Raw genomic sequence first — 20,754 nt, forward strand, 5'->3', positions numbered from 1 at the left:
GTACGATTTAGAAACAAAATCAAGTGACATAGGATATATATAATAGCTCTTTATCCTTTTTTAATATTCTTTCTTCATCATAATACGAGCAGAAAGCATGTAGCCGATGAGCATCCAAATGATGACGAATATAGGTGAGAAGGCAAACAGCTTTAAAATGGTTTGTTGTGTGAGTACGATGCCCATCTCTGATAGTTTTGAAAAGATAAAGGCGATGATGGCACCAGGAACAGCATAGCTTACGAATAAGTACATACGTGTTTTTTCGGCACCGAATTTAAAGAGCATGACTATGGAGTTTGTTCCGAAAATAAGTGATAATAATACGCCTAAAGCGATAAAGGGGATAAATTCAGAATGTTGGTATTTTAAAATCAGTGCTACGAGGCCGCCAATAATAGTGGACAGGATAACGCCAATCAAGACAAAGACAACTAGCGTAATAAATTTATTTTTTGCAATGTCCTGTCTTTTTATCGGAAATGTGAGTGCGAATTTTTCCCACTCACTTTGATGGTCTATTGAAAATGAAGTAATACTCATCATGCTACAGATGGCAATGCCAGCAATCACGAATGAAGCTAGATCTTGTGTCGGTACAATGGCAACGGCTAAAATGGTCATCATAAGCAGCAAACCTTTTCCATTGTTTATGACGGTTAATAAGTCTTTTATAATTAAACCTTTCATGCGGTGTTTTTCTCCCTTCTAATATAGATCGCTAATAGTTCATCGAGTGCGACTTTGTCGACGACAATTTCGGGATACGCTTCTTTAAATCCATGTGCGTCGTTAATAATGACATGATAAATTGCTTCATGTTGCAGATAAGCAAATATTAGTCCTTTTGGGATCAACTCAAATTGTTGTTTGGAACAACGCACAATCCCGTAACCATACAATAAATCATCTTTATTCATTATAATTTTATCAATTTTGACAGCGTTTAATTTGTCATAAAAATTTATGTCATCATAGACGATGGCAATATCTTCTTTTAAGTCGGTACTGTTTACTTTTTTTTGATCGGAAAAAAATGTTACATCACCACTGTCTTTTTTCATAACGTCCATCAATAATTTTATGGTAGTTGTTTTATCAGCGCCATTCTCACCAACCAAACCGACAATTGCTCCTTGAGGCACGGTAAAGCTAATATCGTTAAGTGTGAATGTATCAAGTTTTTTACATAAACGATTAACATCAATTGCATTTGCCATTAGTCTTCCTCCTCGTTAAAAAAATCAATGAGTTCATGCAAAGTTGTGATGGGTATATCGAAATCGTGTGCGATTTGCACCGCTGATTGTAAATGCATTTCAAGCTTTTTTGTCATTTCTTCTTCAAAAAATGCCAAACAGTTTTCTGAGATAAATGATCCCTTTGCTGGAATCGTCTCAATAAAACCTTCTTTAGCAAGTTCATCATAAGCACGTTGAACGGTGATGACGCTAATACCGAGCTTTTTAGCAAGCGCCCGCATTGAGGGAATCGCTTCACCTGGCGATAGTTTTCCTTTTGAAATAAGTGCTTTGATTGGGGTCGTCACTTGTTCATATATAGGTAAATCGCTGTTTTTGCGAATGAAAATTTCCATTACAACACCTCTATTTAAAGTGTGCTAACTGTATAATCTGTATAAGTACAAGATAGTCAAATTGTTCGAGAAATCAAGTGAACCTAATGATTTATTATTACCAATTTTCGTTGCTAAGATTTAGTCCTTCACTTCATACCTATAATGTAAAAGGGTAAAAATATATTGAATTACGATAAAAAAATATTGAAAATTGATCAGGTTTGTATTAAAATGCAATAGTAACAAGAGAGGGGAATGGTATTTGAAACAAAGAATTAGCAAAGTGGTTAAAGATGATAAGCATGAGCGTTGCCTTTTTTAGGTTTGCTGTTTTGGCGTTTGTTGCCAGCCAGGCCATATTTTTAAATATCAAGAAGATACATTAAATGAATGAAGGAGAGTTAACATGAAAAAAAGATTTTTATTAGCTTTATTACCAATTGTAGCGGGTGTTATTTGTTTGATTAGTTATGAGGTCATAGGAGCAGAGGTTGAAGCAGATGGAACATTAAAAGAACCTTTTTTCTTAATTCCGATTAGTTTTCTTTTGCTATTTAGTGGAATCGCAGCGTTATTATTCGTGACTATTGTGACAGCCATCCAAAGAGGGAAACATGATTAAGAAGGATAGTATAAAAAACGACATAGCAGTCAGTTCGGTGTTATTCATGGAATATTATGAATAGTGGGGTTATTATAAAGGTTTCATTTGAATTTCAAGAAGTGAAAATATATGAGTTCTTGATCCGATACGGGCGTGGTAAAACAACAACCATGTGCAAGATGGCAGGTCTTTATTCAATGATATCTTGAGATCACTCTTTGGAGTCTCGTACAAGATTTAAAGAAGAAAATGTTCATCTGCTATTGTATCAATGTTATAGTGTAATCAATGTATGCTCTTGTGGCCATATAGACATCATGGGCAGTTTCAGAAAAAAGTTGTATTGTGTGCATTACATTTCATCGCGATAGATGGATGATGAGGGGGGAATCATCATGACAACTGTTTATGACTTTGAAGTAAGAAAGACAAATGGTGATTTGAAATCTCTGAAAGATTACGAAGGCAAGCCGCTCATTATTGTGAACACAGCAAGCAAGTGTGGATTAACACCACAGTTCAAAGGATTGCAGGAACTGTATGAAAAGTACAAAGACAATGGTTTGGAAATCCTCGGCTTTCCTTGTGATCAATTTCAAAATCAGGAATTTGCTCATATTGAAGAAACGATTGAATTTTGTCAAACTAACTATGGAGTGTCTTTTCCGATTTTCGCAAAAGTCGATGTAAATGGAGCTCATGCTGATCCTCTGTTTATTTTTCTAAAGGAACAGAAAAAGGGGTTCTTAATGAAGAACATCAAGTGGAACTTCACGAAATTCCTTGTAGACCGCAACGGCATTGTGGTTGAACGCTATGCCCCCACAACAGATCCGGCGAAAATCGAAGCTGATGTACAGAAAGTATTATAAGCTTTACTTATCCATTGACCTCATTGAAAGATTTCCGAGTAATGTATCAATCAATAACCTCTTGAATAGGGGTTTTTTATTATGAGGGCCATCATTTATGAGAATTCGGTACGGCATGGTCATTTAATGCTGGTCTTTGTTTATTCGCTTCCGTTTTTACGAGTGTAAAGTTTCGGCAGTATCACAAAAATATCAGGATCTGTTTTATGTTTCTTTCTTTTCAGTCAGCTCTGCGTCTTTTATGATCTCTTTGTAAATTTCTATATTGGCTTCAATGACTGTATATAGCAGCCTTTTTAAGTTTTGCGGCAACACAAAACTTTCCTCGCGCGGTTCATTCCAACTAACAGGTTTATCATTCTGGTTCAGTATACGCTTTAAATTGTATAAATTATTTTCATCTAGCTGTATTTTTATTTTTTGGCCATCCGAGAGGGAATATGTTTCTTCATTTTCAGCTTTGATCCAAGTGTTCCATTTTTTTATGTCTCTTATAAAACTTTCAGGCATGTAACTTTTTTCATGCTCTGCAACAACATTTGCGTTGCGTACGTTACCAGTACCTAGCTGGAGCTTGTCGGGCATTGGTTTTGCAAATTCTAGCGCAACTGATTCTAATAATCGCTGGCCTTTGGCTAACTTTGAGTATCCTGATTTTTCCAGCAGGTCCGCAAAGCTCACTTTATAATGTAGGTTTTTAGTGAGATTGTTAGCGATTTTTTCTAAGATGTCAGGTGTCGGAATTCTTTTTCCTGTTTCGATTTGGCTCATGTAAGGCTGACTCACTCCTGAATATCTGGCCATCTCAGATTTAGATATATTTTGAGATAATCGGATTTCTTTTATAAATCCCCCTAACTCATTTTTACTCACCTTCATCACCTCAATCGTATTATATAACAGAATTATAACTAAAGCAATAAAATTACATTATAAAAAAAACATTTGCAATAAAGTGAGGTATGTGTTATTTTTAAAGAAATAATTTGGTAATGGATTTATTGCAATAGAAATAAATGAGAGGTCAAAACGATAATCGACAGGAAAAATGCGATAAGGGATCAAAAAGAATCTATGAGTTATGCTTGGTCAAAGTAATGTTGGAAACTGGCGATGGGATAAAATAATAAATGGGGGAATGGAATATGGATATTGAATTATTGCAGGAATTTCAACGTTATTGTTCAGAAAAAAGGAGCTTTTTGGATTTGAAGCCACATTTAAAGAATTTCGTTGAATTTGACGGCAGGAAAAAAGAATACAAGCTAAAAAACAATATTATGTTAGATAAGGTGGATAAAACAGCTATTTATAGCCTGCTGTGCCTCAAAATACGCATTGGTGGAGACAATTTTGAGTCTTTAAAAGAAGTTCTAGAGGTGGGTGTCACTATGCTGAACTACAGTTATCAAAATGTTATGGCCGCCGAGTTGAAATGGATTGGCTATGGGTTGCAACATCTAATCGCTAAAGCCGAGCCTTTTATTGTTTATACTGACTGCAATCCCAAACATGATATGTCTTATTAATCAGTTTGTTCGCTGTACTTGTGTCCGTAAAATCAAAGAATATCGTAGTATGTGGCTGATAACGATCGTTGTATTATTAAGAAAAAAGCATCATCGAAGTGTTTATTTCAATATTTAGCGACTTTTACTGATAGCAAGGAAGACTTACCTAGTGGGATAAACGCGTTCGAAATGGAAAACAGCAGCTGATAAGCACTTTCATTACGCTCCCCCAGTTATGTCCTCTAGTGGCACGAGTTAATGTTGGCCGGTCTCTTAGATAGTGTCATCATGCGTTATGACTTTTCGAGTTTGTTTGCTTGTTTTAGCAGCTTAATCGTTCCGCTTCAAACTGATGAAATATTGTGTTCTTTTATATTGGTTCCGTTACACTTGCTTTAGTAAAAAAACAGGGTTTTTAAGTGGAAAAATTTAAATGCCAATGGATGGTCAGTGACTGGATCCATTTTTAAAAGTTGACCTTTTAGTGTTAAACTGATAAAAATTAGTCAAACTAGGGAATGGTTTTTTAAAGAACAATAGATTTTTGGTTTCGGTTTTTAATCAAGATTTGGAGAGTACTTGCTGTATAAATTTGACGTTCTTGTACCAATTGGATTAAGTGAACAGCTTTAATGTGACATAGTGCACGGTTGTTGCAAAGGTCGAGTAGTCCTCGTTCAAGAAGTAAATGGAAAAAGACACTATTTTATTGCCGAAAAATCAAACCAAGGAGGAGTTACAGTGGAATTAAAAGGAATCCATCATGTTTCCGCTATTACAGCAAATGCAAGGGCGAATAAAGACTTTTATACAAATATTCTGGGTTTGCGCTTAGTAAAAAAAACAGTGAATCAGGATACCCCATCTATGTACCATTTGTTTTATGCTGATGAAACAGGCAGTCCAGGAACAGATTTAACTTTTTTTGAAATTCCACGAGCTGGAAAAACATATCAAGGGAATAACAGCATTTCTGCAACATCCCTTCGAGTACCGAATGATAAAGCTCTTTCTTATTGGCAAGAACGCTTTAAAAGAATGAGTGTGCCTCATGAAGAAATAAAAGAGCGAGCAGGTAGATTAACGTTGGCTTTCAATGATTTTGAAGGGCAAAGGCTTATTCTGGTGTCGGATGAAAATAACAAAGGAGTAAAAGGTGGTACTCCCTGGGGTAAATCTCCGATTCTCAAAGAGTTCGGTATTGTGGGACTTGGTCCTTCACAATTAACCATTGCCAATATAGAGGGGACTGTAGACTTGTTTACTAATGTTTTGGGATTCCGGAAGAAAGGGCAATATGCATCTTCTGTTAAAGGGCAGCCGGATATTGTAGTATACGAAACGGGAGAAGGAGGAACAGGTGCTGAGATTCACTTAGAGCACAGGTTAGATGTAACCGAGGAGCGCCCGGGACGCGGGAGTGTTCATCATATTGCATTACGTGTAGATAATGAAGAAGAATTCCATGCATGGATTGATAAGCTAAATGAACATAATATTGCTCATTCCGGTTTTGTTGATCGCTTTTACTTTCGCTCTGTTTATTTAAAAGATCCAAACGGGATTACGATTGAACTGGCGACAGACGGGCCCGGTTTTGATATTGATGAGGAATTGGAACATTTAGGTGAAAGCTTGGCACTGCCTCCATTTTTGGAGCATCGTCGTGAAGAGATAGAGGCACGATTGAAGCCTTTAGACTAAACTTGAGAAAAGGAAGAAATGAAACCAAGTCCGATTGCCAAAGACTTTTGAAGATCGAGAACAGTGGCATGCCAATTTTTTCAACCGGAATAAGTGAAGGGTTTTTGAGAAGCTGAAAGAAAATGTCTTCTACATTCCCATTTTTGATCCATCAAAGTTTGTTCGTTTGGGACTCTGTTTGTCAATAACATATACGGTCCATAATGGCTTTCATGTATATATTGAATCTTCCTTTTTTACTATAAAAATATGGCCTTAGTGGTTATCGTATTTGGAAAAATTCTCAATCTGACATGATTTTTTCGTTGTTTTTATATTGTCTTGCAGAATGTATGCCGTGTGGATTTTCATAGCTTTAGAAATTCTGTTGTTGATATCATTTAAATGGGCGGTATCATGGTTTGAACCGCACCTTTGCTAAGCTGTTATGATATGTATGTCTGCCCGGATCCATTTTCGGACAGGGACAGAGGGTGAAAAATTAAAAGTATCATAGGAACCTTCTGCCTTTTTGCCAAGATTTTTTTGACTGATAATTGAATGTTCAAGCAGGAGGAATGAGTATGTTTAGAACGATGATGAATGGGAAAATTCACCGCGCACGTGTAACTGAGGCCAATTTGCATTATGTGGGAAGTATTACAATTGACGCGGATATATTAGATGAAGTAGGAATGGTCGAAAACGAAAAAGTTCAAATTGTCAACAATAACAACGGTGCCCGCTTGGAAACATATATCATTCCGGGAGAAAGAGGAAGTGGTATCATCTGTTTAAATGGGGCTGCAGCTCGCCTTGTACAAGTGGGGGATATCGTTATTATCATTTCCTACATTCTTGTTCCGGAAGAAAATATCGCTGCCCATAAGCCCAAAGTTGCGATTATGGATGAAAACAATCGTATTCAGGAAATTCTGTCGGCCGAGCCAGAAAATACGATTTTGTGATTGTCATGAAAGCGCAAAACACCTGTCAAGCGATTTTTGACGCCAGATCATTGCCTTGATCATCTGAATGCCGAATAACAGGTAATATGCTTCGTGTTCATGATTGCCTTTGCTATAATAGTTATGAAAACGAAATGTTGGTGAGTATATGATTTATGTAGGAGTAACTGGTTGGGGCGACCACGATATTTATCCGAAAGGAATCGCTTCGCGTGATAAATTAAAAGAGTATAGTGCCCATTTTCCGGCCGTTGAGGTTGACTCCTTCTTTTATGCTGTTCAGCCGGCCCGCAACGTGGAACGATGGGTCAAAGATACACCCGACGATTTTCGGTTTGTTGTGAAAGCCTACCAAGGGATGACAGGGCATGAGCGCGGGGAAATGCCGTTTTCTTCGAGAGAAGAAATGTTTAACGCTTATGTTGAGTCCATTGAGCCGTTCGCTGAAAGTGGGAAATTGGCGATGGTATTGTTCCAGTTCCCACCATGGTTCGATTGTACGAAAGAGAATGTTGATTATTTACGGATGTGTCGGAAATGGATGGAAAGGTTTCCGGTTGCCGTGGAATTTAGAAATCGAACTTGGTTCTCTCCTCATTTACAGGAAAAGACACTTCAGTTTTTAAAAAACGAAGGGTGGATCCATGTTGTGTGTGATGAACCGCAAGTGGGGGAAGGCTCTGTTCCGATCGTGCTTGCGGCCACCCATGAGGAAAAAGCGCTTATCCGCATGCATGGGCGGAATACGGCCGCATGGATGAAGCCAGGTGGTAAAAATTGGAGGGCGACTCGCTATTTATACCGCTATAATCAAGCGGAGTTGGAACAATGGAAAGAAAACATTTTAAATCTGCAAACGGAAACGAAGGATGTCTTTGTCCTCTTCAATAATAATTCCGGCGGGGATGCCGCCGGCAATGCGAAAGAATTGATTCATTTGCTGGGCATACAATATAAAGGACTTGCAACAAGGCAACTTGATTTGTTTTGATGGATGGGAAGTGGATCAGTGAAGGAAAAAGTCCATATTTATCATACGAACGACATTCACAGTCACTTGGAAAATTGGCCGCGGATCAATCATTTTTTAGTAGAAAGAAAAGAGGCTCACGAAGCAGACGGTGAAGATGTTTTCATTTTTGATTGCGGCGATTTTGTTGATAGATGGCACCCTTTTACAGAAGGGACTAAGGGAAAAGGGAACGTCACATTGATAAATGAAGCCGGTTATACAGCTGTTACGATCGGTAACAATGAGGGGATGACATTGGATCATCGTTCATTGAATGAGCTGTATAGTGACGCACAATTTGATATAGTGTTGGCCAACCTTTTTTTGCCGGAAGGAAAAAGGCCGGCTTGGGCCCTTCCGCGTCAAATTTATATGACTTCCAGAGGGACGAAAATCGGGGTGACGGGCGTAACCGCCTATTATCACCGATTATATAAGCTTTTGGATTGGGAGCTTACTGAACCTCTTCATGAACTCTCCAAGCAAATTGAACTACTTCGGAAAGAAGCGGATGTCATTATTGTGCTATCTCACTTGGGCCTGCAGGCTGATCGCTGGATAGCGGAAAATGAACCCGGAGTTGATCTCATCTTGGGAGGACATACGCATCACGTTTTGCCAAATGGAGAACCGGCAGGTGCAGCTTTATTGGGAGCTGCAGGAAGGTATGGTGAATATGTCGGTTACGTGGCGGCGGAATGGGAGATTGAAGATGTATCTGCCAAGACATTCAATGCTACCCTATTTGAAACGGCCTACTTGGCTGCTCCTCCAGATGAAACCGAGCAAATGCACGAATGGAGAGAAATTGGCAAAAAGTTGCTATCCACGGAAGTTGTTTCCCTTCCGAATCCGCTTACATATTCTTGGGATAAAAATTCAGAGCTTCCGGCGATGCTCGCCGAAGCCCTCTATCACTGGTGTGGTGCGGATGGTGCACTGGTCAATTCAGGGCTGTTCCTTGCCCCGCTGGACGAGGGTCAGGTCACTAAATATGATATACACCAAATGCTGCCGCATCCGATCAATCCTTGCCTAGTGGAGCTGGACGGTGGAGCATTACGAGAAGTCCTGTATCAAGCTGAGGAGACCCAGTTGCCTCAACTTACATTTAAAGGATTGGGGTTCAGAGGTGTCATGATGGGAAAATTTGTTTATCATCATATTGAAGCAGATTTTCAAAACAATATCCTCCAAATTGGCGGCAAGCCTCTCAATCTTGAAGAGACCTATAAAATTGCCACAATTGATACATTTACTTTCGGTAAATTTTTCCCGCAAATCCAGCATGCTCAAATGAAAACATATTATCTCCCCGAATTTTTGCGAGATGTAATGGAGTGGCATTTAATCCAGTTGTATAAATAAGGGAGAATGCCCGCATATAAGGAGAAATGCTGTGGGGTGAGGAAAGCTCCTTGCGTATAAGGAGAAGCTCCCCATATAGGAAGATTCCCCGCATATAAGGAGAAATGCCGTAGGGTGAGAGGAAAGCACCTTGCGTATAAGGAGAAGCTCCCCGCGTATAAGCAGAGATTCCCCGCATATAAGGAGAAATGCCGTAGGGTGAGGGGAAAGCTCCTTGCGTATAAGGAGAAGCTCCCCCATATAGGATAGATTCCCCGCATATAAACAGAAATACCCACGGATAAGGAAAAACTCCCCCGAGGGTAAGGGGAAAAATTCCCCGTATACGGATAACCTGCTCGCATATTAGCAAGGGCCCCTCCCACTGTATAAGCGAAATACCATTGGATAAAACGAGAAACGCGCGTTTATGTGGCAGGGCGCAAGCTCACGCTCACGCCCAGTTGCGGGAACGCTCCTTTGCCCTTTTCATATATATGGGTATCAGAAGGGGTGGATGGAATGATTTCTATTGAACCTGTAATCATTGACGGGCACATGTTTGTAGCCTCTGTTGTCCGCTTGCCAAAAACGACGCTTCTCACTGTGTCCAATGATCGTGGATACATTATGTGTGGTGCTCTTGATATCGGGCTTTTAAATAAAAAGCTTAAAGACCGGGGGATCATTGCGGGGAGAGCTGTTGGAGTGCAAACGATAGAAGAATTGCTGGAAGGCCCGCTCGAATCCGTGACAATTGCTGCTGAGGAGCGTGGGATATTTGCCGGAATGGCAGGGCGCGATGCGCTATTAAAAATGATTTAAATGAATTTTTTCTCAAAGAGCTATTACCCTCCATGTTCGCATATGCTAGTCATGGGAGGGGATTTTTTTGGCTCATTTTCGTGCGCGCAAGTTCCGGCGCGGTCCGTTGCCGTTCCGTTATGTTATGTTGATTTCATTCGTCTTTTTTTTATTGTCAACAGCTGCCGGGCTTTGGATCGTCAATTACGGGATTAAGCCAACATTAACGAGATATGCGGAATCACAAACGAAAAAAATTGCTCCCATGGTTATTAGCCGGGCTGTCAAAGAGGTGATTCCAAACGTAAAAGACATACGGGAGATTACGGAAATCGTTCCGAATCAATCGGGAGGTTCCTCTGTACAATATAAAACAGACATCATCAACCAAATTCAAGCAGATATTTCCAGGGCAATCCAGTCGAATTTAAAGCAGGCCGAAGCTGGTAATCTGGATGCCCTTAGAGAAGACACCGGGGTCGAATTTGATTATGAATCATCTTCTCAGGGTGAAGGAATCGTTTATTCTTTCCCGCTAGGCCAGGCGACAAAAAATGCTCTTCTCGGTAACTTGGGTCCACGGATTCCAATCCGGTTTACCGCTATTGGGGATGTCTCCACAAACGTTGACACAAGAGTGGAACAATATCCCATTAATAATATGTTTGTTACGATATCCATTCAAGTTCAGGTGAATGTACAGATCATTATCCCGTTTGGGACTAAAGAGGCGGTTGTTCAACAGGAAGTTCCTATTGCTATAGGATTGTATCCGGGAGACGTTCCACAATTTTACAACAACGGTGGAACAACCAACCCATCCATACAATTCCCAAAACAGGACAATACTCCATAGTATTGTCAGCGAAAAAAATTAATGATATCATGTTTTGGTACGTTCTGAAAACATTTTCAACATGGTGGTAGAAGTTTATAAATCGCTTTTCTTGGATGGCCAATACTATTTTGCTAAAATTTCCTTTTACTCGTCTGCTCCCAAAGAGGATGGAAAGAGAACGTGCGCGTGAAAAATCATAAACGCATCTTTGTTTTTACTCAATGGAGGTTTGTCATGGAAAACTCAATCTTGTCTTTGCTTCCGCCATTACTTGCGGTCGTAATGGTCATGCTGACGCGCCGTGTTTTACTGTCTCTCGGAACAGGGATTGTCGTATCTGCTCTTCTGCTTGGAAAAGGGGATGTTGTCGCGACATTCATTCTGATATGGGAGGCAGTAAAAGGAATCTTTTTGAAGGAAGACGGATTCGATACTTGGAATATATATATTATCTTATTTTTGTTTATTTTAGGGGCGATAACAGCGCTCATTAACATAACAGGAGGAAGCAGGGCTTTTGGAGAGTGGGCACTTACCAAGGTGAAAAGCAGGATCGGGGCGCAAATATTATCCGCTATATTGGGAATCGCCATTTTCATTGATGATTATTTCAATGCGCTTGCGGTTGGTCAGGTTGCCCGACCGATTACAGATCGGCATCGTGTATCAAGGGCAAAGCTCGCCTATATTATTGACTCGACGTCGGCACCAGTGTGTGTTGTTTCTCCTGTTTCCAGTTGGGGCGCCTTTATCATTGGAATCGTTGGAACCGTATTTGCTACTCATAATATCAATGACATTTCCGCATTTGCCGCTTTTTTGGAAATGATACCGATGAATCTATATGTTTGGGCTGCCCTGGGGCTCGTTTTTATCACTGTTTCCCGAAATATTGATTTTGGAAGCATGAAAATGCATGAAAGGCGTACAATGGAAACAGGGGTTCCGTATGACCCTAAAAAAGAAATTCCCGGGGAGATTAAAGAAGATTTGCCTGTCGGAGAAAACGGAACCGTCGGTGATTTGATTGTTCCGATTGTAACGCTGTTTATTGGGACCATTGCTGTGATTGTCTGGAGCGGATTAAAAAACAGTGACAGCATCACGGCGCCTATAGATATTTTTGGAAATGCGGATGTTTCGCTGGCACTTGTATGTGGCGGTGTTATTAGCCTGGCTATTACGATCTTTTTATTTATTCGTCAGCAAATGGCCCATAGAAAACTGCATTCTTCACTTTTGTTAACCGGGATTAGATTTGGCATCCAATCCATGGTACCTGCAGTGCTCATTTTAGTGTTTGCTTGGACCATTACTTCGCTTATTGATCAGTTGGGAACAGGTGTTTATTTGGGGAATATCGTTGCAAAGTCGTCTTTAAATATATCATTTTTACCTTTTATCGTATTTGTTTTTGCCGGATTGATGGCATTTGCTACAGGCACATCATGGGGCTCGTTCGGGATTTTGTTGCCGATTGCGGGGCAAATTGTTGCAACGACAGATGTGTCTATGTTGCTTCCCGTCATGGCTTCCGTGTTAGCGGGTGCCGTATTTGGGGACCACTGTTCACCTATTTCGGACACAACGATCCTTTCATCGACCGGTGCTGGATGCAACCACATTGACCATGTGTTGACACAATTGCCGTATGCTCTTACGGCAGCTGCCATTTCGGGAGCGGGATATATCGTGCTGGGTCTGACCCATTCTACCATTTGGGGGTTAGTGACCGTAGCTGCATTACTACTCATATTTGCGCTGTTTTTTAAACAGAATGATTTTGGGCATAAGACATTGAAAACCAAATAGGAAGGCGACAGCACAAGCTGTCGTTTTCTATATTAAAATAGTAATGATGTCACGCTGAAGTGATATTTCCTTTGACAAAGGCATTGTGAGTCGCTATACTAATTCTAAGGTGTTGAATTGTCAGACTTTTCCCAAGAGAAAATTAAATGATAAAGGGGGTTTTATGTATGGAAAACCGAGCGCAATTCGGATCGAGGGCCGGTTTTATATTTGCCGCGGTCGGTTCGGCGATCGGGCTGGGAAACATTTGGCGCTTTCCGGGTGTTGCGTATGACAATGGAGGAGGGGCATTCTTTCTTCCCTATTTGTTTGCCTTGCTTACGGCAGGGATCCCACTTTTAATTTTAGAGTTTACGATTGGTCATAAGTACCGGGGATCTGCGCCGCTTTCTCTGGCAAGAATTAAGCGGGGAGGAGAATGGATCGGCTGGTGGCAAATCGCCATTGCCTTTGTCATCGCAACCTATTATTCCGTCATTATTGCATGGGCTATGTCGTACACTGTTTTTTCATTCAATCTTAAGTGGGGAGCGGATACGACGGACTTTTTAGTCGCTGATTACTTGAAAGTGGGAGATACTGTTTCCTTCGGCAGCTTTGTTCCAGGTGTTCTTATTCCATTAATTTTAGTTTGGTTAATCGTTCTTGGAATCATGTATGCCGGTGTTAAAAAAGGTATTGAGGTAGCAGCAAAAATTATGATTCCTTTGCTGGTCGTTTTGTTTGTCATTATTGTTATTCGAGCTCTTACTTTGGAGGGAGCAGTCGACGGGCTGAACACTTTCTTCAAACCTGATTGGGGCTCTATTATGAATGGAAAAGTTTGGGTTGCCGCATATGGGCAAATCTTCTTTAGCTTGTCTATCGGATTTGCTATTATGGTTACTTATTCCAGTTATTTGCCTAAAAAAGCTGATATTACAAATAGCGCCTTTATTACTGGGTTTGCGAATTCCGGTTTTGAATTGCTCGCCGGCTTTGGCGTTTTTGCGGCATTAGGATTTATGGCTGCCCAGCAAGGAGTTGGGGTGAACGAAGTTGTCCAGGGGGGAGTGTTGCTTGCGTTCTCCGTATTTCCGAGCATTATTAATGAAATGCCAGGATTTCAGCATGCTTTTGGCGTTTTGTTTTTCGTATCGTTGACGTTGGCGGGCCTGACCTCGCTTATCTCGATTGTAGAGACGTATATTGCGGGAGTCCAGGAAAAATTCAACGTCTCAAGAACGAAAGCGGTTACATTTGGCGGAGGCTTGACAGCTCTTGTTGCACTGGTGTTTTCCACGCAAAACGGGTTGAATTTGCTTGATGTTGCCGACTATTTCATCAATCAATTTGGAGTAGCCTTGGCAGGGCTGTTTGAAGTTGTGTTTATCGCCTGGTTTGCAAAAGAACTAAAGTCGTTGCAAGCACATGCTGACTCTGTTTCCGATATCAAACTTGGCGCCTGGTGGAGAATTTCATTGTCTGTCATCACGCCAATTGTTCTCGGTTACATGATGTTTGATAACCTGCGTCAAAACCTTATCGGCGATTATGGAGATTTTCCACGCGAATTCTTGTTCAAATATGGATGGACGGTCGCCCTTGGCGCCATGTTCTTCGGCGTACTTATGACATTAAAGCCATGGAAAGGCCACAGTCTGGATTACTCGGCTTCCAAAGTTGATAAGGAGGTTGTATGATGAGCGGCAGTGCTATTGCGATGATGTTTATTGGCGCTATTATTATTTGGGGTGGATTTGCTGCAAGCGTTGGAGTAGCCATATCCAAGTCGAAAAAACAATAAACCTGCATGATGGCCAAAAGCTTCGGGCTCCCCGAAGCTTTTTGATATGGTTGACGAACGATATCCTCAAGTCTTTTCTGCCCGTTCCCAAGCTTTTAAATGGGGATAAGGGTCGAATGCCCATTCGTTGATCCCGTTATCTTTATACATGCCAAAATGAAGATGGGGAGGAAATTTCCCTGATGTACCCGGAGGTCCATATCCTGAACTGCCAACGCTCCCTATGACTTGTCCGGCTTTCACAACATCGCCAATTTTTAAATCTTTTGCAAAACCGTTCAGGTGAGCGTAATAATGGTACGTGTTGTGCAAGTCTCTGATACCCACGCGCCATCCCCCATATTTATTCCAGCCTTTTAGTTCAACAACGCCATGTCGAACTGCGCGCACGGGTGTACCGTATGAAGCGAATATGTCCGTACCTTCATGCATTCTCCTGCCGCCCCATCCTCTGCGGTCTCCCCAAGTATTATGGTAGGTATAGTTGTATTCTTTTGGAATTGGAAAAGCTTTTTCATCTAAGTTTATTCGATTAAAGGTCCTGTATATTTTGGCATTGGCCATAATGGCGCTTACTGTTTTATCTCTTTTATAATAATTCCATAATGCTATTCGGACGCTTGTATCGTTAACACCGTATAGAGAGATGAGGGAGGCGGCTGTGTAAAGAAGGTCTTCATCATCTGTCCGGCTTGCTTTCCCATCCCCGTTACCGTCTCGTCCCTTCCCGGAAAAAAAGTCGATTGTCAGAGGATTATGATCTCCTTTGTCCGGATTTAGCGGTCCGCTCCAATGGGTGGCATCCATATAAAAGCCAGTCAACCCATCCGGTTTCGGCAGGTCTTTCCTTACATGCCGAATGCTGCGTTCGTATTGATCAATAGCAGCAATAAAATACCAAGGAACCCCGGAAACGACCTCCGTTTTTTTGTATAAATCCATCCTTTGTTTATACATCTCTTCAGGAGATATTTCCTTCGCGTCACCACTCCTAAATGGTATGAATATAAGGAGTATCAGTATCAGGAATTTCTTCACTTTCTCACCCCTTTCAAAAAGAGGGCCCATGATAAATAAAGATCACGGGCCGTCACAATTATTGATTCATCTTGGAGTCATTTCGCCCTTGAGGGGAATTTTCTTTCATCATTTTGACAGTGTCTTTGACTGCTTTATCCGTATTTGCCTGGTTGGGAGTCATGGAGGCAATGTTTTCCACATTTTGTCTAAGCGCGGGATCATCGGTTACATATATCCCAAACCATTTTGGCACAGCGGATTCAGCGGTTTTTTTAACTTGGTCGGCCACCTGGGCCCGCGAGCGTTCGTCCGAAGTATCTGCCTGATAAGCAATCAATACTTCTGCATCAGTAACAACAACGCTGCTGTCGTTTACATCAGGCAGGCCAACAGTCAATTTGCTGATTTGATTGGCCAATTGCTCTCTTGTTACAACATCTCCAGCGTTAATGTTAGTTGATTCCCCCGGTACGGGATTTTTTACTTGACGGACAAAGCCGTAATTTTGATTATCATTCGATTCATTATATAAATCGTTTCTGTCTGTTTGATTCATTGTATTGCCGCTTTTTTTGTAAACTGAATCATTATCGGCAATTTGTTGGTCATTGCCACCGCAAGCGGATAAAAGAATTCCGCTTATGGCAAGTGCCGAAATCATTTTCTTCATAATTGGCACCTCCTTTTATATAGGTTGCTCTTGATGAAATAATTTTTACTAGTAAATGTTGGTGTGTGAGTTATAATTTATGTAAGAGAAAAATTAAAAATGGGTGAATTTATCATGATTGTCGTTCAAAATAAACAATATGAATTAATCGAGGAGTTCAAGGACGGATTTAACGAGGAAGCTTTTAAGGCTCGTTTCAGTGAAATTTTGTCTAAGTATGATTACATTGTAGGCGATTGGGGGTACGGGCAGCTTCGGCTAAAAGGATTTTTTTCTGATGACAATCAAAAGGCTTCTTTTGATACAAAAATCAGTACACTGTTGGAATATTTGTACGAATACTGCAATTATGGCTGCGCTTATTTTGTTTTAAAAAGAGTGGACAAATAAAGGCCAAGCAATGCCTGGCCGATTTCAGCTTTTTTGGTAAGGCGGTTCCGTATCTCTGTTCGGATCGTCGTGTGTCGGGTGCGCTCCTGGAAATTCACGTGGCCTGTTTTGGTGCATGGATTTAAATTCATAGTTGAAGGCGCTATATTTGCGCTGTCCTTCCTTCCACGGTGTGGACTTATTTTCCACTGGAGCATGCCTTCGCCTTGGCGTACCGTATGGCCCTTCCGGAAATTCTTCGGCTGTTAAAAAGTTCCTTCTTGTCTCAGCTGTTGAAACATCGGTATATTCGTTTTCTTCTTTATCAATATCGTTTTTTTTGTCACGGGTTTCATCCATATTCGTTACCACCTTTCATTTATAAGGTGCCCCGACCTTTGGGCTATATTCGTAACGGCTTTTTGGATATGGTAAAATGAAATGGATGATCATTAATGGAGGTCTTGTCCGTGTACTTTGTTGACCGTGAACATATTGAAGCGACTCTTCAATATTTGGAAAAACAGCTTGCATTATTTCAAATCGAAAAACAGTGGGATTCAGATATCAAAAAAGCAGCGCTGGAAAGGTTGTTGCAAACTGCCATCGAGTCGATTTTGGATACAGGAAATGCCATGATCGACGGGTTTATTATGAGGGACCCCGGTAGCTATGATGATATCATTGATATTCTTGTGGATGAAAAAGTTATTGAAAGCGCAAATGGCGACAGTTTAAAAAAAGTGATTTCGTATCGGAAAATGCTTGTACAGCAATATATTCACGTAGATCATGAGCAATTGATTGCTGTTTTTGTGGAGAATTTGAATGCACTCCAGCAGTTTGCCCCATCTGTGCGGGCATACTTAACGAATGAGCTGGGACCTGTATCTGCTTTTAAGAATTAAAAGAGGAGAGACAATGAAACAATACGCGGGATATTTGATCGATTTGGATGGAACGGCATATAAGGGAATAGAAGTGATTCCCGAAGCAATTGAATTTGTTAAGCGGATAGAAAAAAAGGGGCTGCGTCATTTATTTGTTACGAACAATTCTTCCAAAACTCCGACCCAAGTTGCTGGCCATTTAAACCAATTGGGTTTTCGGGCTGGACCGGATGACGTATTCACCGCTTCTTTGGCCACGGCAAATTATCTATACGAAAAACACCCGAATGCCCGGGTATATGCCATTGGGGAAACAGGGCTGAAAGAAGCTTTGGCTGAAAAAGGTTTTGAACTGACAGACAGCCGTCCTGATGCAGTGATCATCGGGATCGACCGGGACATTAATTATGAAAAGCTGGCAAAAGCTTGTTTGGCAATTCGGGACGGAGCCGAGTTTTATTCGACAAACAGCGATGCGGCCATACCGACGGAAAAGGGACTCTTGCCTGGAAATGGGGCGCTTACCTCGGTTATCTCTTACTCGACACAGAAGGAGCCCGTCTTTATCGGAAAACCGCATCAGATTATTATGGAACAGGCCCATAAAATACTGGGCACTCCAAAAAAAGAAACCATTATGGTAGGAGATAATTACGATACAGATATATTGGCGGGCATGCGTTTCGGTATCGATACGCTGCTCGTCCATACAGGTGTGACAACGCCCGAGATGCTGGCACAAAGAAAAGAACAGCCAACATATGTTGTTTCTTCCCTCGAACAATGGGAAATCCGCTGAGATCGTGTTGGACAAATACAAAAGCATGTGGAAAAACAAGCCGTTTTCTCGCATGCTTTTATTTTCATTCGGATATGAAAACAATACAAACGGTCTCATGAACAATAACGGTTACAATAAGACGACGCCTGAAATAAGCAACTTTTTAAATCGCCGCAGGAAGTAGCTGATTTTTTCGCATCATGTCGTAAAAAGTTTCCCTGGTCTTTTATCTAGAGCGAAAAAACTTACGTCCGTACTGGTTATTATTGAAATCGAAAAACTTATTTCAATGCTGGCTAGATTGAAAAAAAGTTACATGGTTATGGTTGAGATCGCAAAGGCTACATTAATCTGGTTTTGATCGAAATCAAAAAAAGTAACGTTTATATTGGCAATATGGTTGAGATCGCAAAGGCTACGTTAATCTGGTTTTGATCGAAATCAAAAAAAGTTACGCTTATACTGGCAATATTTATCGAGATCGACAAGACGTTATGTTCAGAAAATGTTACATCCATAACATGCCACGCATTTCATTACTCTTCGCCTTTGGCGCTATGTGCCAGCCTGCTTGAAGCGGCTGCTGCGATGGCACCGACGATGTCGTCCAGAAATGTATTGACCATATCGTTAGAATGGTCATTCAGTTTTTCCAATATCCCAGGTTTTTGTTTATCGATATAACCGTAATTTGTAAAGCCGATCGAACCGTAGACGTTAACGATTGAAAAGGCAAGTATTTCATCTACTCCATACAGGCTTTCGTCAGTACCAATAATCGTTTGGAGCGGCTCTTCCAGTTTCCCCTGCTCCGCTAGTTTATCCAATTGGATGCCAGTCAAGATCGCGTTTTGCACTTCCCTTTTGCGAAGAACGCGTTCAATATTGTATTTACATTCATCCAATGTTAATGCAGGATGATATTTTTTTTGTAAAAACATTACAAGCTTTGCCAAATCATCAATCGTTACACCACGTTCATTTAACCATCGGCGAGCGGTCACTTCTAATTCGGTCATTTTTCTATCTTCAGCCATTCTCCTCATCCTTTACATTGCAATTTTACATTTTATCGCCTGGATTCCACTGCTTTTACACTCCCTCTTTATTCTATCGGCAAATTTTTCCGGTTTTGCTCATATAAATGAACAAAAGGGAAAAGCAAAAGAGAGGGATATGCCGTGGAAATTTTAGAGAAGTATTTTGGGATTAATCCCGACAGGTCAATACATCTTAACGGAAAAGAACGATTTTTGGCCGGTGATGTATTATATACTATTGTACCAGTAACCCATATGGAACAAAAAGTTTTAATTGAGCGATATGAAATGTCTGAGCATTTGGCAACATTGCGTGATCGGAAGGTATCTCGCTTTACAGCGGCAAAAGATCATAAATTTCTTGTTACTCATGAAAATCATGATTATGTCCTTCTTAGAAACGAATTTCGGCCACAGTCAAGGCGAATACAAAAAACTGGCCGGAAACTGGCTAGATTTCATGAACGCGGAAAAAGACTGCAAGCTGAAATTGAGGCGTTAAATCGAATCGGCCAGTGGAAATCGCTCTGGAGTATGAGGGTGGATCAAATGGAGCAAGCCTGGTCTGCTTTTATTCAGGAGCCTCCGCGGGAGGAGTTTGAACGTTTGTTTTTTGAATCATTTCCATATTTTATGGGGTTGGCGGAAAATGCCATTCAATACGTTACAGATACGGAATTGGATGAGAAGCCTTACCACTGGGATCAGGCAACCATTTGTCATGAGCGATTTTCTAGCGGTTTGTGGGAAGGGGCGCAGGAAATCCGGGATCCTTTTGAATGGGTTTATGATCACCCATCAAGAGATATCGCGGAATGGACCAGAAGCCAATACTTTAAAAGCAGGCGTGCTCTGCGGCCTGAACTGCAAACTTTTTTGTATGAATATGAATCAATTGCCCCCATTTCCCCATTTGGATGGAGGTTGGTATATGCAAGGCTTTTGTTCCCTCTCCATTATTTTGTGACGGTTGAAGAATATTATCAGTCGAATTCACAGTCAAGACAGAAGTGGCTTGAGGAAAATATGAAGAGGTATTTGCGGGACACATCCGACTATGAACGCTTTTTACGGTCTTTTTACCAACTTGCGGATGTAAAACTTCACTTACCAGCGGTGGAATGGCTCTAAAAATGATGCAATAACGAACAAAGAAAAAAGCGATCCG

Annotated in this window: 24 protein-coding genes; 16 read left to right on the top strand and 8 right to left on the bottom strand. The window is 40.9% G+C overall.

Features of this window, described 5'->3' with window-relative positions:
- Positions 1–60: 60 nt before the first annotated feature.
- The 3 genes from MHB50_RS03120 to MHB50_RS03130 are packed head-to-tail and all read right to left on the bottom strand — an operon-like array spanning position 61 to position 1,597.
- The gene (locus MHB50_RS03120; protein WP_340084841.1) at positions 61–690 is read right to left on the bottom strand and encodes an ABC-2 transporter permease; all 630 of its coding nucleotides are present in this window, start codon (positions 688–690) and stop codon (positions 61–63) included.
- Positions 687–1,220, bottom strand: a complete 534-nt coding sequence (locus tag MHB50_RS03125; RefSeq protein ID WP_340084842.1) for an ATP-binding cassette domain-containing protein — start codon at positions 1,218–1,220, stop codon at positions 687–689. The genes MHB50_RS03120 and MHB50_RS03125 overlap by 4 nt, the downstream gene beginning before the upstream one ends.
- Positions 1,220–1,597 (bottom strand): GntR family transcriptional regulator, encoded by a 378-nt coding sequence (locus MHB50_RS03130; RefSeq protein WP_340084843.1) that lies wholly within the window; start codon positions 1,595–1,597, stop codon positions 1,220–1,222. The genes MHB50_RS03125 and MHB50_RS03130 overlap by 1 nt, the downstream gene beginning before the upstream one ends.
- A gap of 388 nt (positions 1,598–1,985) precedes the next feature.
- Here MHB50_RS03130 and MHB50_RS03135 point away from each other — a divergent pair, with 388 nt between their 5' ends.
- Positions 1,986–2,201 carry a DUF3955 domain-containing protein gene (locus tag MHB50_RS03135; RefSeq protein WP_077111116.1) on the top strand — a complete coding sequence of 72 codons (216 nt, stop codon included), beginning with the start codon at positions 1,986–1,988 and terminating at the stop codon, positions 2,199–2,201.
- A gap of 377 nt (positions 2,202–2,578) precedes the next feature.
- Positions 2,579–3,055 carry a glutathione peroxidase gene (locus MHB50_RS03140; RefSeq protein WP_077111117.1) on the top strand — a complete coding sequence of 159 codons (477 nt, stop codon included), beginning with the start codon at positions 2,579–2,581 and terminating at the stop codon, positions 3,053–3,055.
- A gap of 204 nt (positions 3,056–3,259) precedes the next feature.
- Here the strand turns inward: MHB50_RS03140 and MHB50_RS03145 are convergent, their stop codons facing one another.
- Positions 3,260–3,928: a helix-turn-helix domain-containing protein gene (locus MHB50_RS03145; protein WP_339161926.1), complete on the bottom strand. Its 669-nt coding sequence runs from the start codon at positions 3,926–3,928 to the stop codon at positions 3,260–3,262.
- A 272-nt stretch (positions 3,929–4,200) separates the two neighbouring features.
- On the opposite strand from MHB50_RS03145, the gene MHB50_RS03150 reads away from it, so the two are divergent.
- The 10 genes from MHB50_RS03150 to MHB50_RS03195 all read left to right on the top strand — a co-directional run bounded on the left by MHB50_RS03150 (position 4,201) and on the right by MHB50_RS03195 (position 14,816).
- A complete protein-coding gene (locus tag MHB50_RS03150; RefSeq protein ID WP_077111119.1) occupies positions 4,201–4,584 on the top strand; it encodes a hypothetical protein in 384 nt (127 codons plus the stop codon).
- 723 nt (positions 4,585–5,307) lie between these two features.
- Positions 5,308–6,270: a ring-cleaving dioxygenase gene (locus MHB50_RS03155; RefSeq protein ID WP_340084844.1), complete on the top strand. Its 963-nt coding sequence runs from the start codon at positions 5,308–5,310 to the stop codon at positions 6,268–6,270.
- A 563-nt stretch (positions 6,271–6,833) separates the two neighbouring features.
- Entirely contained in the window at positions 6,834–7,217 is a 384-nt protein-coding gene (gene panD / locus MHB50_RS03160) for an aspartate 1-decarboxylase (protein WP_077111121.1), read from the top strand.
- A gap of 148 nt (positions 7,218–7,365) precedes the next feature.
- The gene (locus MHB50_RS03165; RefSeq protein WP_339161929.1) at positions 7,366–8,208 is read left to right on the top strand and encodes a DUF72 domain-containing protein; all 843 of its coding nucleotides are present in this window, start codon (positions 7,366–7,368) and stop codon (positions 8,206–8,208) included.
- Between the two features lie 18 nt (positions 8,209–8,226).
- Entirely contained in the window at positions 8,227–9,597 is a 1,371-nt protein-coding gene (locus tag MHB50_RS03170; RefSeq protein ID WP_340084845.1) for a bifunctional UDP-sugar hydrolase/5'-nucleotidase, read from the top strand.
- Positions 9,598–10,098: 501 nt separating this feature from the next.
- Positions 10,099–10,401 (top strand): DUF1805 domain-containing protein, encoded by a 303-nt coding sequence (locus MHB50_RS03175; RefSeq protein WP_340084846.1) that lies wholly within the window; start codon positions 10,099–10,101, stop codon positions 10,399–10,401.
- A 67-nt stretch (positions 10,402–10,468) separates the two neighbouring features.
- On the top strand, positions 10,469–11,236 hold the full coding sequence (gene yunB / locus MHB50_RS03180; RefSeq protein ID WP_340084847.1) for a sporulation protein YunB: 768 nt from the start codon (positions 10,469–10,471) through the stop codon (positions 11,234–11,236).
- A gap of 216 nt (positions 11,237–11,452) precedes the next feature.
- Complete coding sequence (locus tag MHB50_RS03185) at positions 11,453–13,030, top strand: Na+/H+ antiporter NhaC family protein (RefSeq protein ID WP_340084848.1); 1,578 nt, start codon at positions 11,453–11,455, stop codon at positions 13,028–13,030.
- A 167-nt stretch (positions 13,031–13,197) separates the two neighbouring features.
- Entirely contained in the window at positions 13,198–14,712 is a 1,515-nt protein-coding gene (locus MHB50_RS03190; protein ID WP_340084849.1) for a sodium-dependent transporter, read from the top strand.
- Positions 14,709–14,816 (top strand): MetS family NSS transporter small subunit, encoded by a 108-nt coding sequence (locus tag MHB50_RS03195; RefSeq protein WP_236016967.1) that lies wholly within the window; start codon positions 14,709–14,711, stop codon positions 14,814–14,816. The genes MHB50_RS03190 and MHB50_RS03195 overlap by 4 nt, the downstream gene beginning before the upstream one ends.
- Positions 14,817–14,882: 66 nt before the next feature.
- Here MHB50_RS03195 and MHB50_RS03200 read toward each other — a convergent pair whose 3' ends face one another.
- Positions 14,883–15,854: a M23 family metallopeptidase gene (locus MHB50_RS03200; RefSeq protein ID WP_253191869.1), complete on the bottom strand. Its 972-nt coding sequence runs from the start codon at positions 15,852–15,854 to the stop codon at positions 14,883–14,885.
- A 58-nt stretch (positions 15,855–15,912) separates the two neighbouring features.
- Positions 15,913–16,506 (bottom strand): YhcN/YlaJ family sporulation lipoprotein, encoded by a 594-nt coding sequence (locus MHB50_RS03205; protein WP_340084850.1) that lies wholly within the window; start codon positions 16,504–16,506, stop codon positions 15,913–15,915.
- A 114-nt stretch (positions 16,507–16,620) separates the two neighbouring features.
- Here MHB50_RS03205 and MHB50_RS03210 point away from each other — a divergent pair, with 114 nt between their 5' ends.
- A complete protein-coding gene (locus tag MHB50_RS03210) occupies positions 16,621–16,896 on the top strand; it encodes a YutD family protein (RefSeq protein ID WP_077111165.1) in 276 nt (91 codons plus the stop codon).
- 24 nt (positions 16,897–16,920) lie between these two features.
- Here MHB50_RS03210 and MHB50_RS03215 read toward each other — a convergent pair whose 3' ends face one another.
- Positions 16,921–17,235 carry a cytosolic protein gene (locus MHB50_RS03215; RefSeq protein ID WP_077111130.1) on the bottom strand — a complete coding sequence of 105 codons (315 nt, stop codon included), beginning with the start codon at positions 17,233–17,235 and terminating at the stop codon, positions 16,921–16,923.
- A 110-nt stretch (positions 17,236–17,345) separates the two neighbouring features.
- Between MHB50_RS03215 and MHB50_RS03220 the strand changes: the two genes are divergently transcribed.
- Together MHB50_RS03220 and MHB50_RS03225 are read left to right on the top strand one after the other, a co-directional pair.
- Positions 17,346–17,783 carry a DUF86 domain-containing protein gene (locus MHB50_RS03220; RefSeq protein WP_077111131.1) on the top strand — a complete coding sequence of 146 codons (438 nt, stop codon included), beginning with the start codon at positions 17,346–17,348 and terminating at the stop codon, positions 17,781–17,783.
- 13 nt (positions 17,784–17,796) lie between these two features.
- A complete protein-coding gene (locus MHB50_RS03225; protein ID WP_340084851.1) occupies positions 17,797–18,564 on the top strand; it encodes a TIGR01457 family HAD-type hydrolase in 768 nt (255 codons plus the stop codon).
- Between the two features lie 518 nt (positions 18,565–19,082).
- Here the strand turns inward: MHB50_RS03225 and MHB50_RS03230 are convergent.
- On the bottom strand, positions 19,083–19,583 hold the full coding sequence (locus tag MHB50_RS03230; protein WP_340084852.1) for a phosphatidylglycerophosphatase A: 501 nt from the start codon (positions 19,581–19,583) through the stop codon (positions 19,083–19,085).
- A gap of 144 nt (positions 19,584–19,727) precedes the next feature.
- Between MHB50_RS03230 and yutH the strand changes: the two genes are divergently transcribed.
- Positions 19,728–20,717 (top strand): spore coat putative kinase YutH, encoded by a 990-nt coding sequence (yutH, locus tag MHB50_RS03235; protein ID WP_340084853.1) that lies wholly within the window; start codon positions 19,728–19,730, stop codon positions 20,715–20,717.
- Positions 20,718–20,754 lie beyond the last annotated feature (37 nt).

The sequence above is a fragment of the Siminovitchia sp. FSL H7-0308 genome, assembly GCF_037980985.1.
GTDB classification, from domain to species: domain Bacteria; phylum Bacillota; class Bacilli; order Bacillales; family Bacillaceae_C; genus Siminovitchia; species Siminovitchia thermophila.

Coding starts and splice junctions, on each gene's coding strand:
- MHB50_RS03120 (WP_340084841.1), bottom strand. CDS start 690: ATGAAAGGTTTAATTATAAAAGACTTATTAACCGTCATAAACAATGGA.
- MHB50_RS03125 (WP_340084842.1), bottom strand. CDS start 1,220: ATGGCAAATGCAATTGATGTTAATCGTTTATGTAAAAAACTTGATACA.
- MHB50_RS03130 (WP_340084843.1), bottom strand. CDS start 1,597: ATGGAAATTTTCATTCGCAAAAACAGCGATTTACCTATATATGAACAA.
- MHB50_RS03135 (WP_077111116.1), top strand. CDS start 1,986: ATGAAAAAAAGATTTTTATTAGCTTTATTACCAATTGTAGCGGGTGTT.
- MHB50_RS03140 (WP_077111117.1), top strand. CDS start 2,579: ATGACAACTGTTTATGACTTTGAAGTAAGAAAGACAAATGGTGATTTG.
- MHB50_RS03150 (WP_077111119.1), top strand. CDS start 4,201: ATGGATATTGAATTATTGCAGGAATTTCAACGTTATTGTTCAGAAAAA.
- panD (WP_077111121.1), top strand. CDS start 6,834: ATGTTTAGAACGATGATGAATGGGAAAATTCACCGCGCACGTGTAACT.
- MHB50_RS03165 (WP_339161929.1), top strand. CDS start 7,366: ATGATTTATGTAGGAGTAACTGGTTGGGGCGACCACGATATTTATCCG.
- MHB50_RS03175 (WP_340084846.1), top strand. CDS start 10,099: ATGATTTCTATTGAACCTGTAATCATTGACGGGCACATGTTTGTAGCC.
- MHB50_RS03185 (WP_340084848.1), top strand. CDS start 11,453: ATGGAAAACTCAATCTTGTCTTTGCTTCCGCCATTACTTGCGGTCGTA.
- MHB50_RS03190 (WP_340084849.1), top strand. CDS start 13,198: ATGGAAAACCGAGCGCAATTCGGATCGAGGGCCGGTTTTATATTTGCC.
- MHB50_RS03195 (WP_236016967.1), top strand. CDS start 14,709: ATGATGAGCGGCAGTGCTATTGCGATGATGTTTATTGGCGCTATTATT.
- MHB50_RS03205 (WP_340084850.1), bottom strand. CDS start 16,506: ATGAAGAAAATGATTTCGGCACTTGCCATAAGCGGAATTCTTTTATCC.
- MHB50_RS03210 (WP_077111165.1), top strand. CDS start 16,621: ATGATTGTCGTTCAAAATAAACAATATGAATTAATCGAGGAGTTCAAG.
- MHB50_RS03215 (WP_077111130.1), bottom strand. CDS start 17,235: ATGGATGAAACCCGTGACAAAAAAAACGATATTGATAAAGAAGAAAAC.
- MHB50_RS03225 (WP_340084851.1), top strand. CDS start 17,797: ATGAAACAATACGCGGGATATTTGATCGATTTGGATGGAACGGCATAT.
- MHB50_RS03230 (WP_340084852.1), bottom strand. CDS start 19,583: ATGGCTGAAGATAGAAAAATGACCGAATTAGAAGTGACCGCTCGCCGA.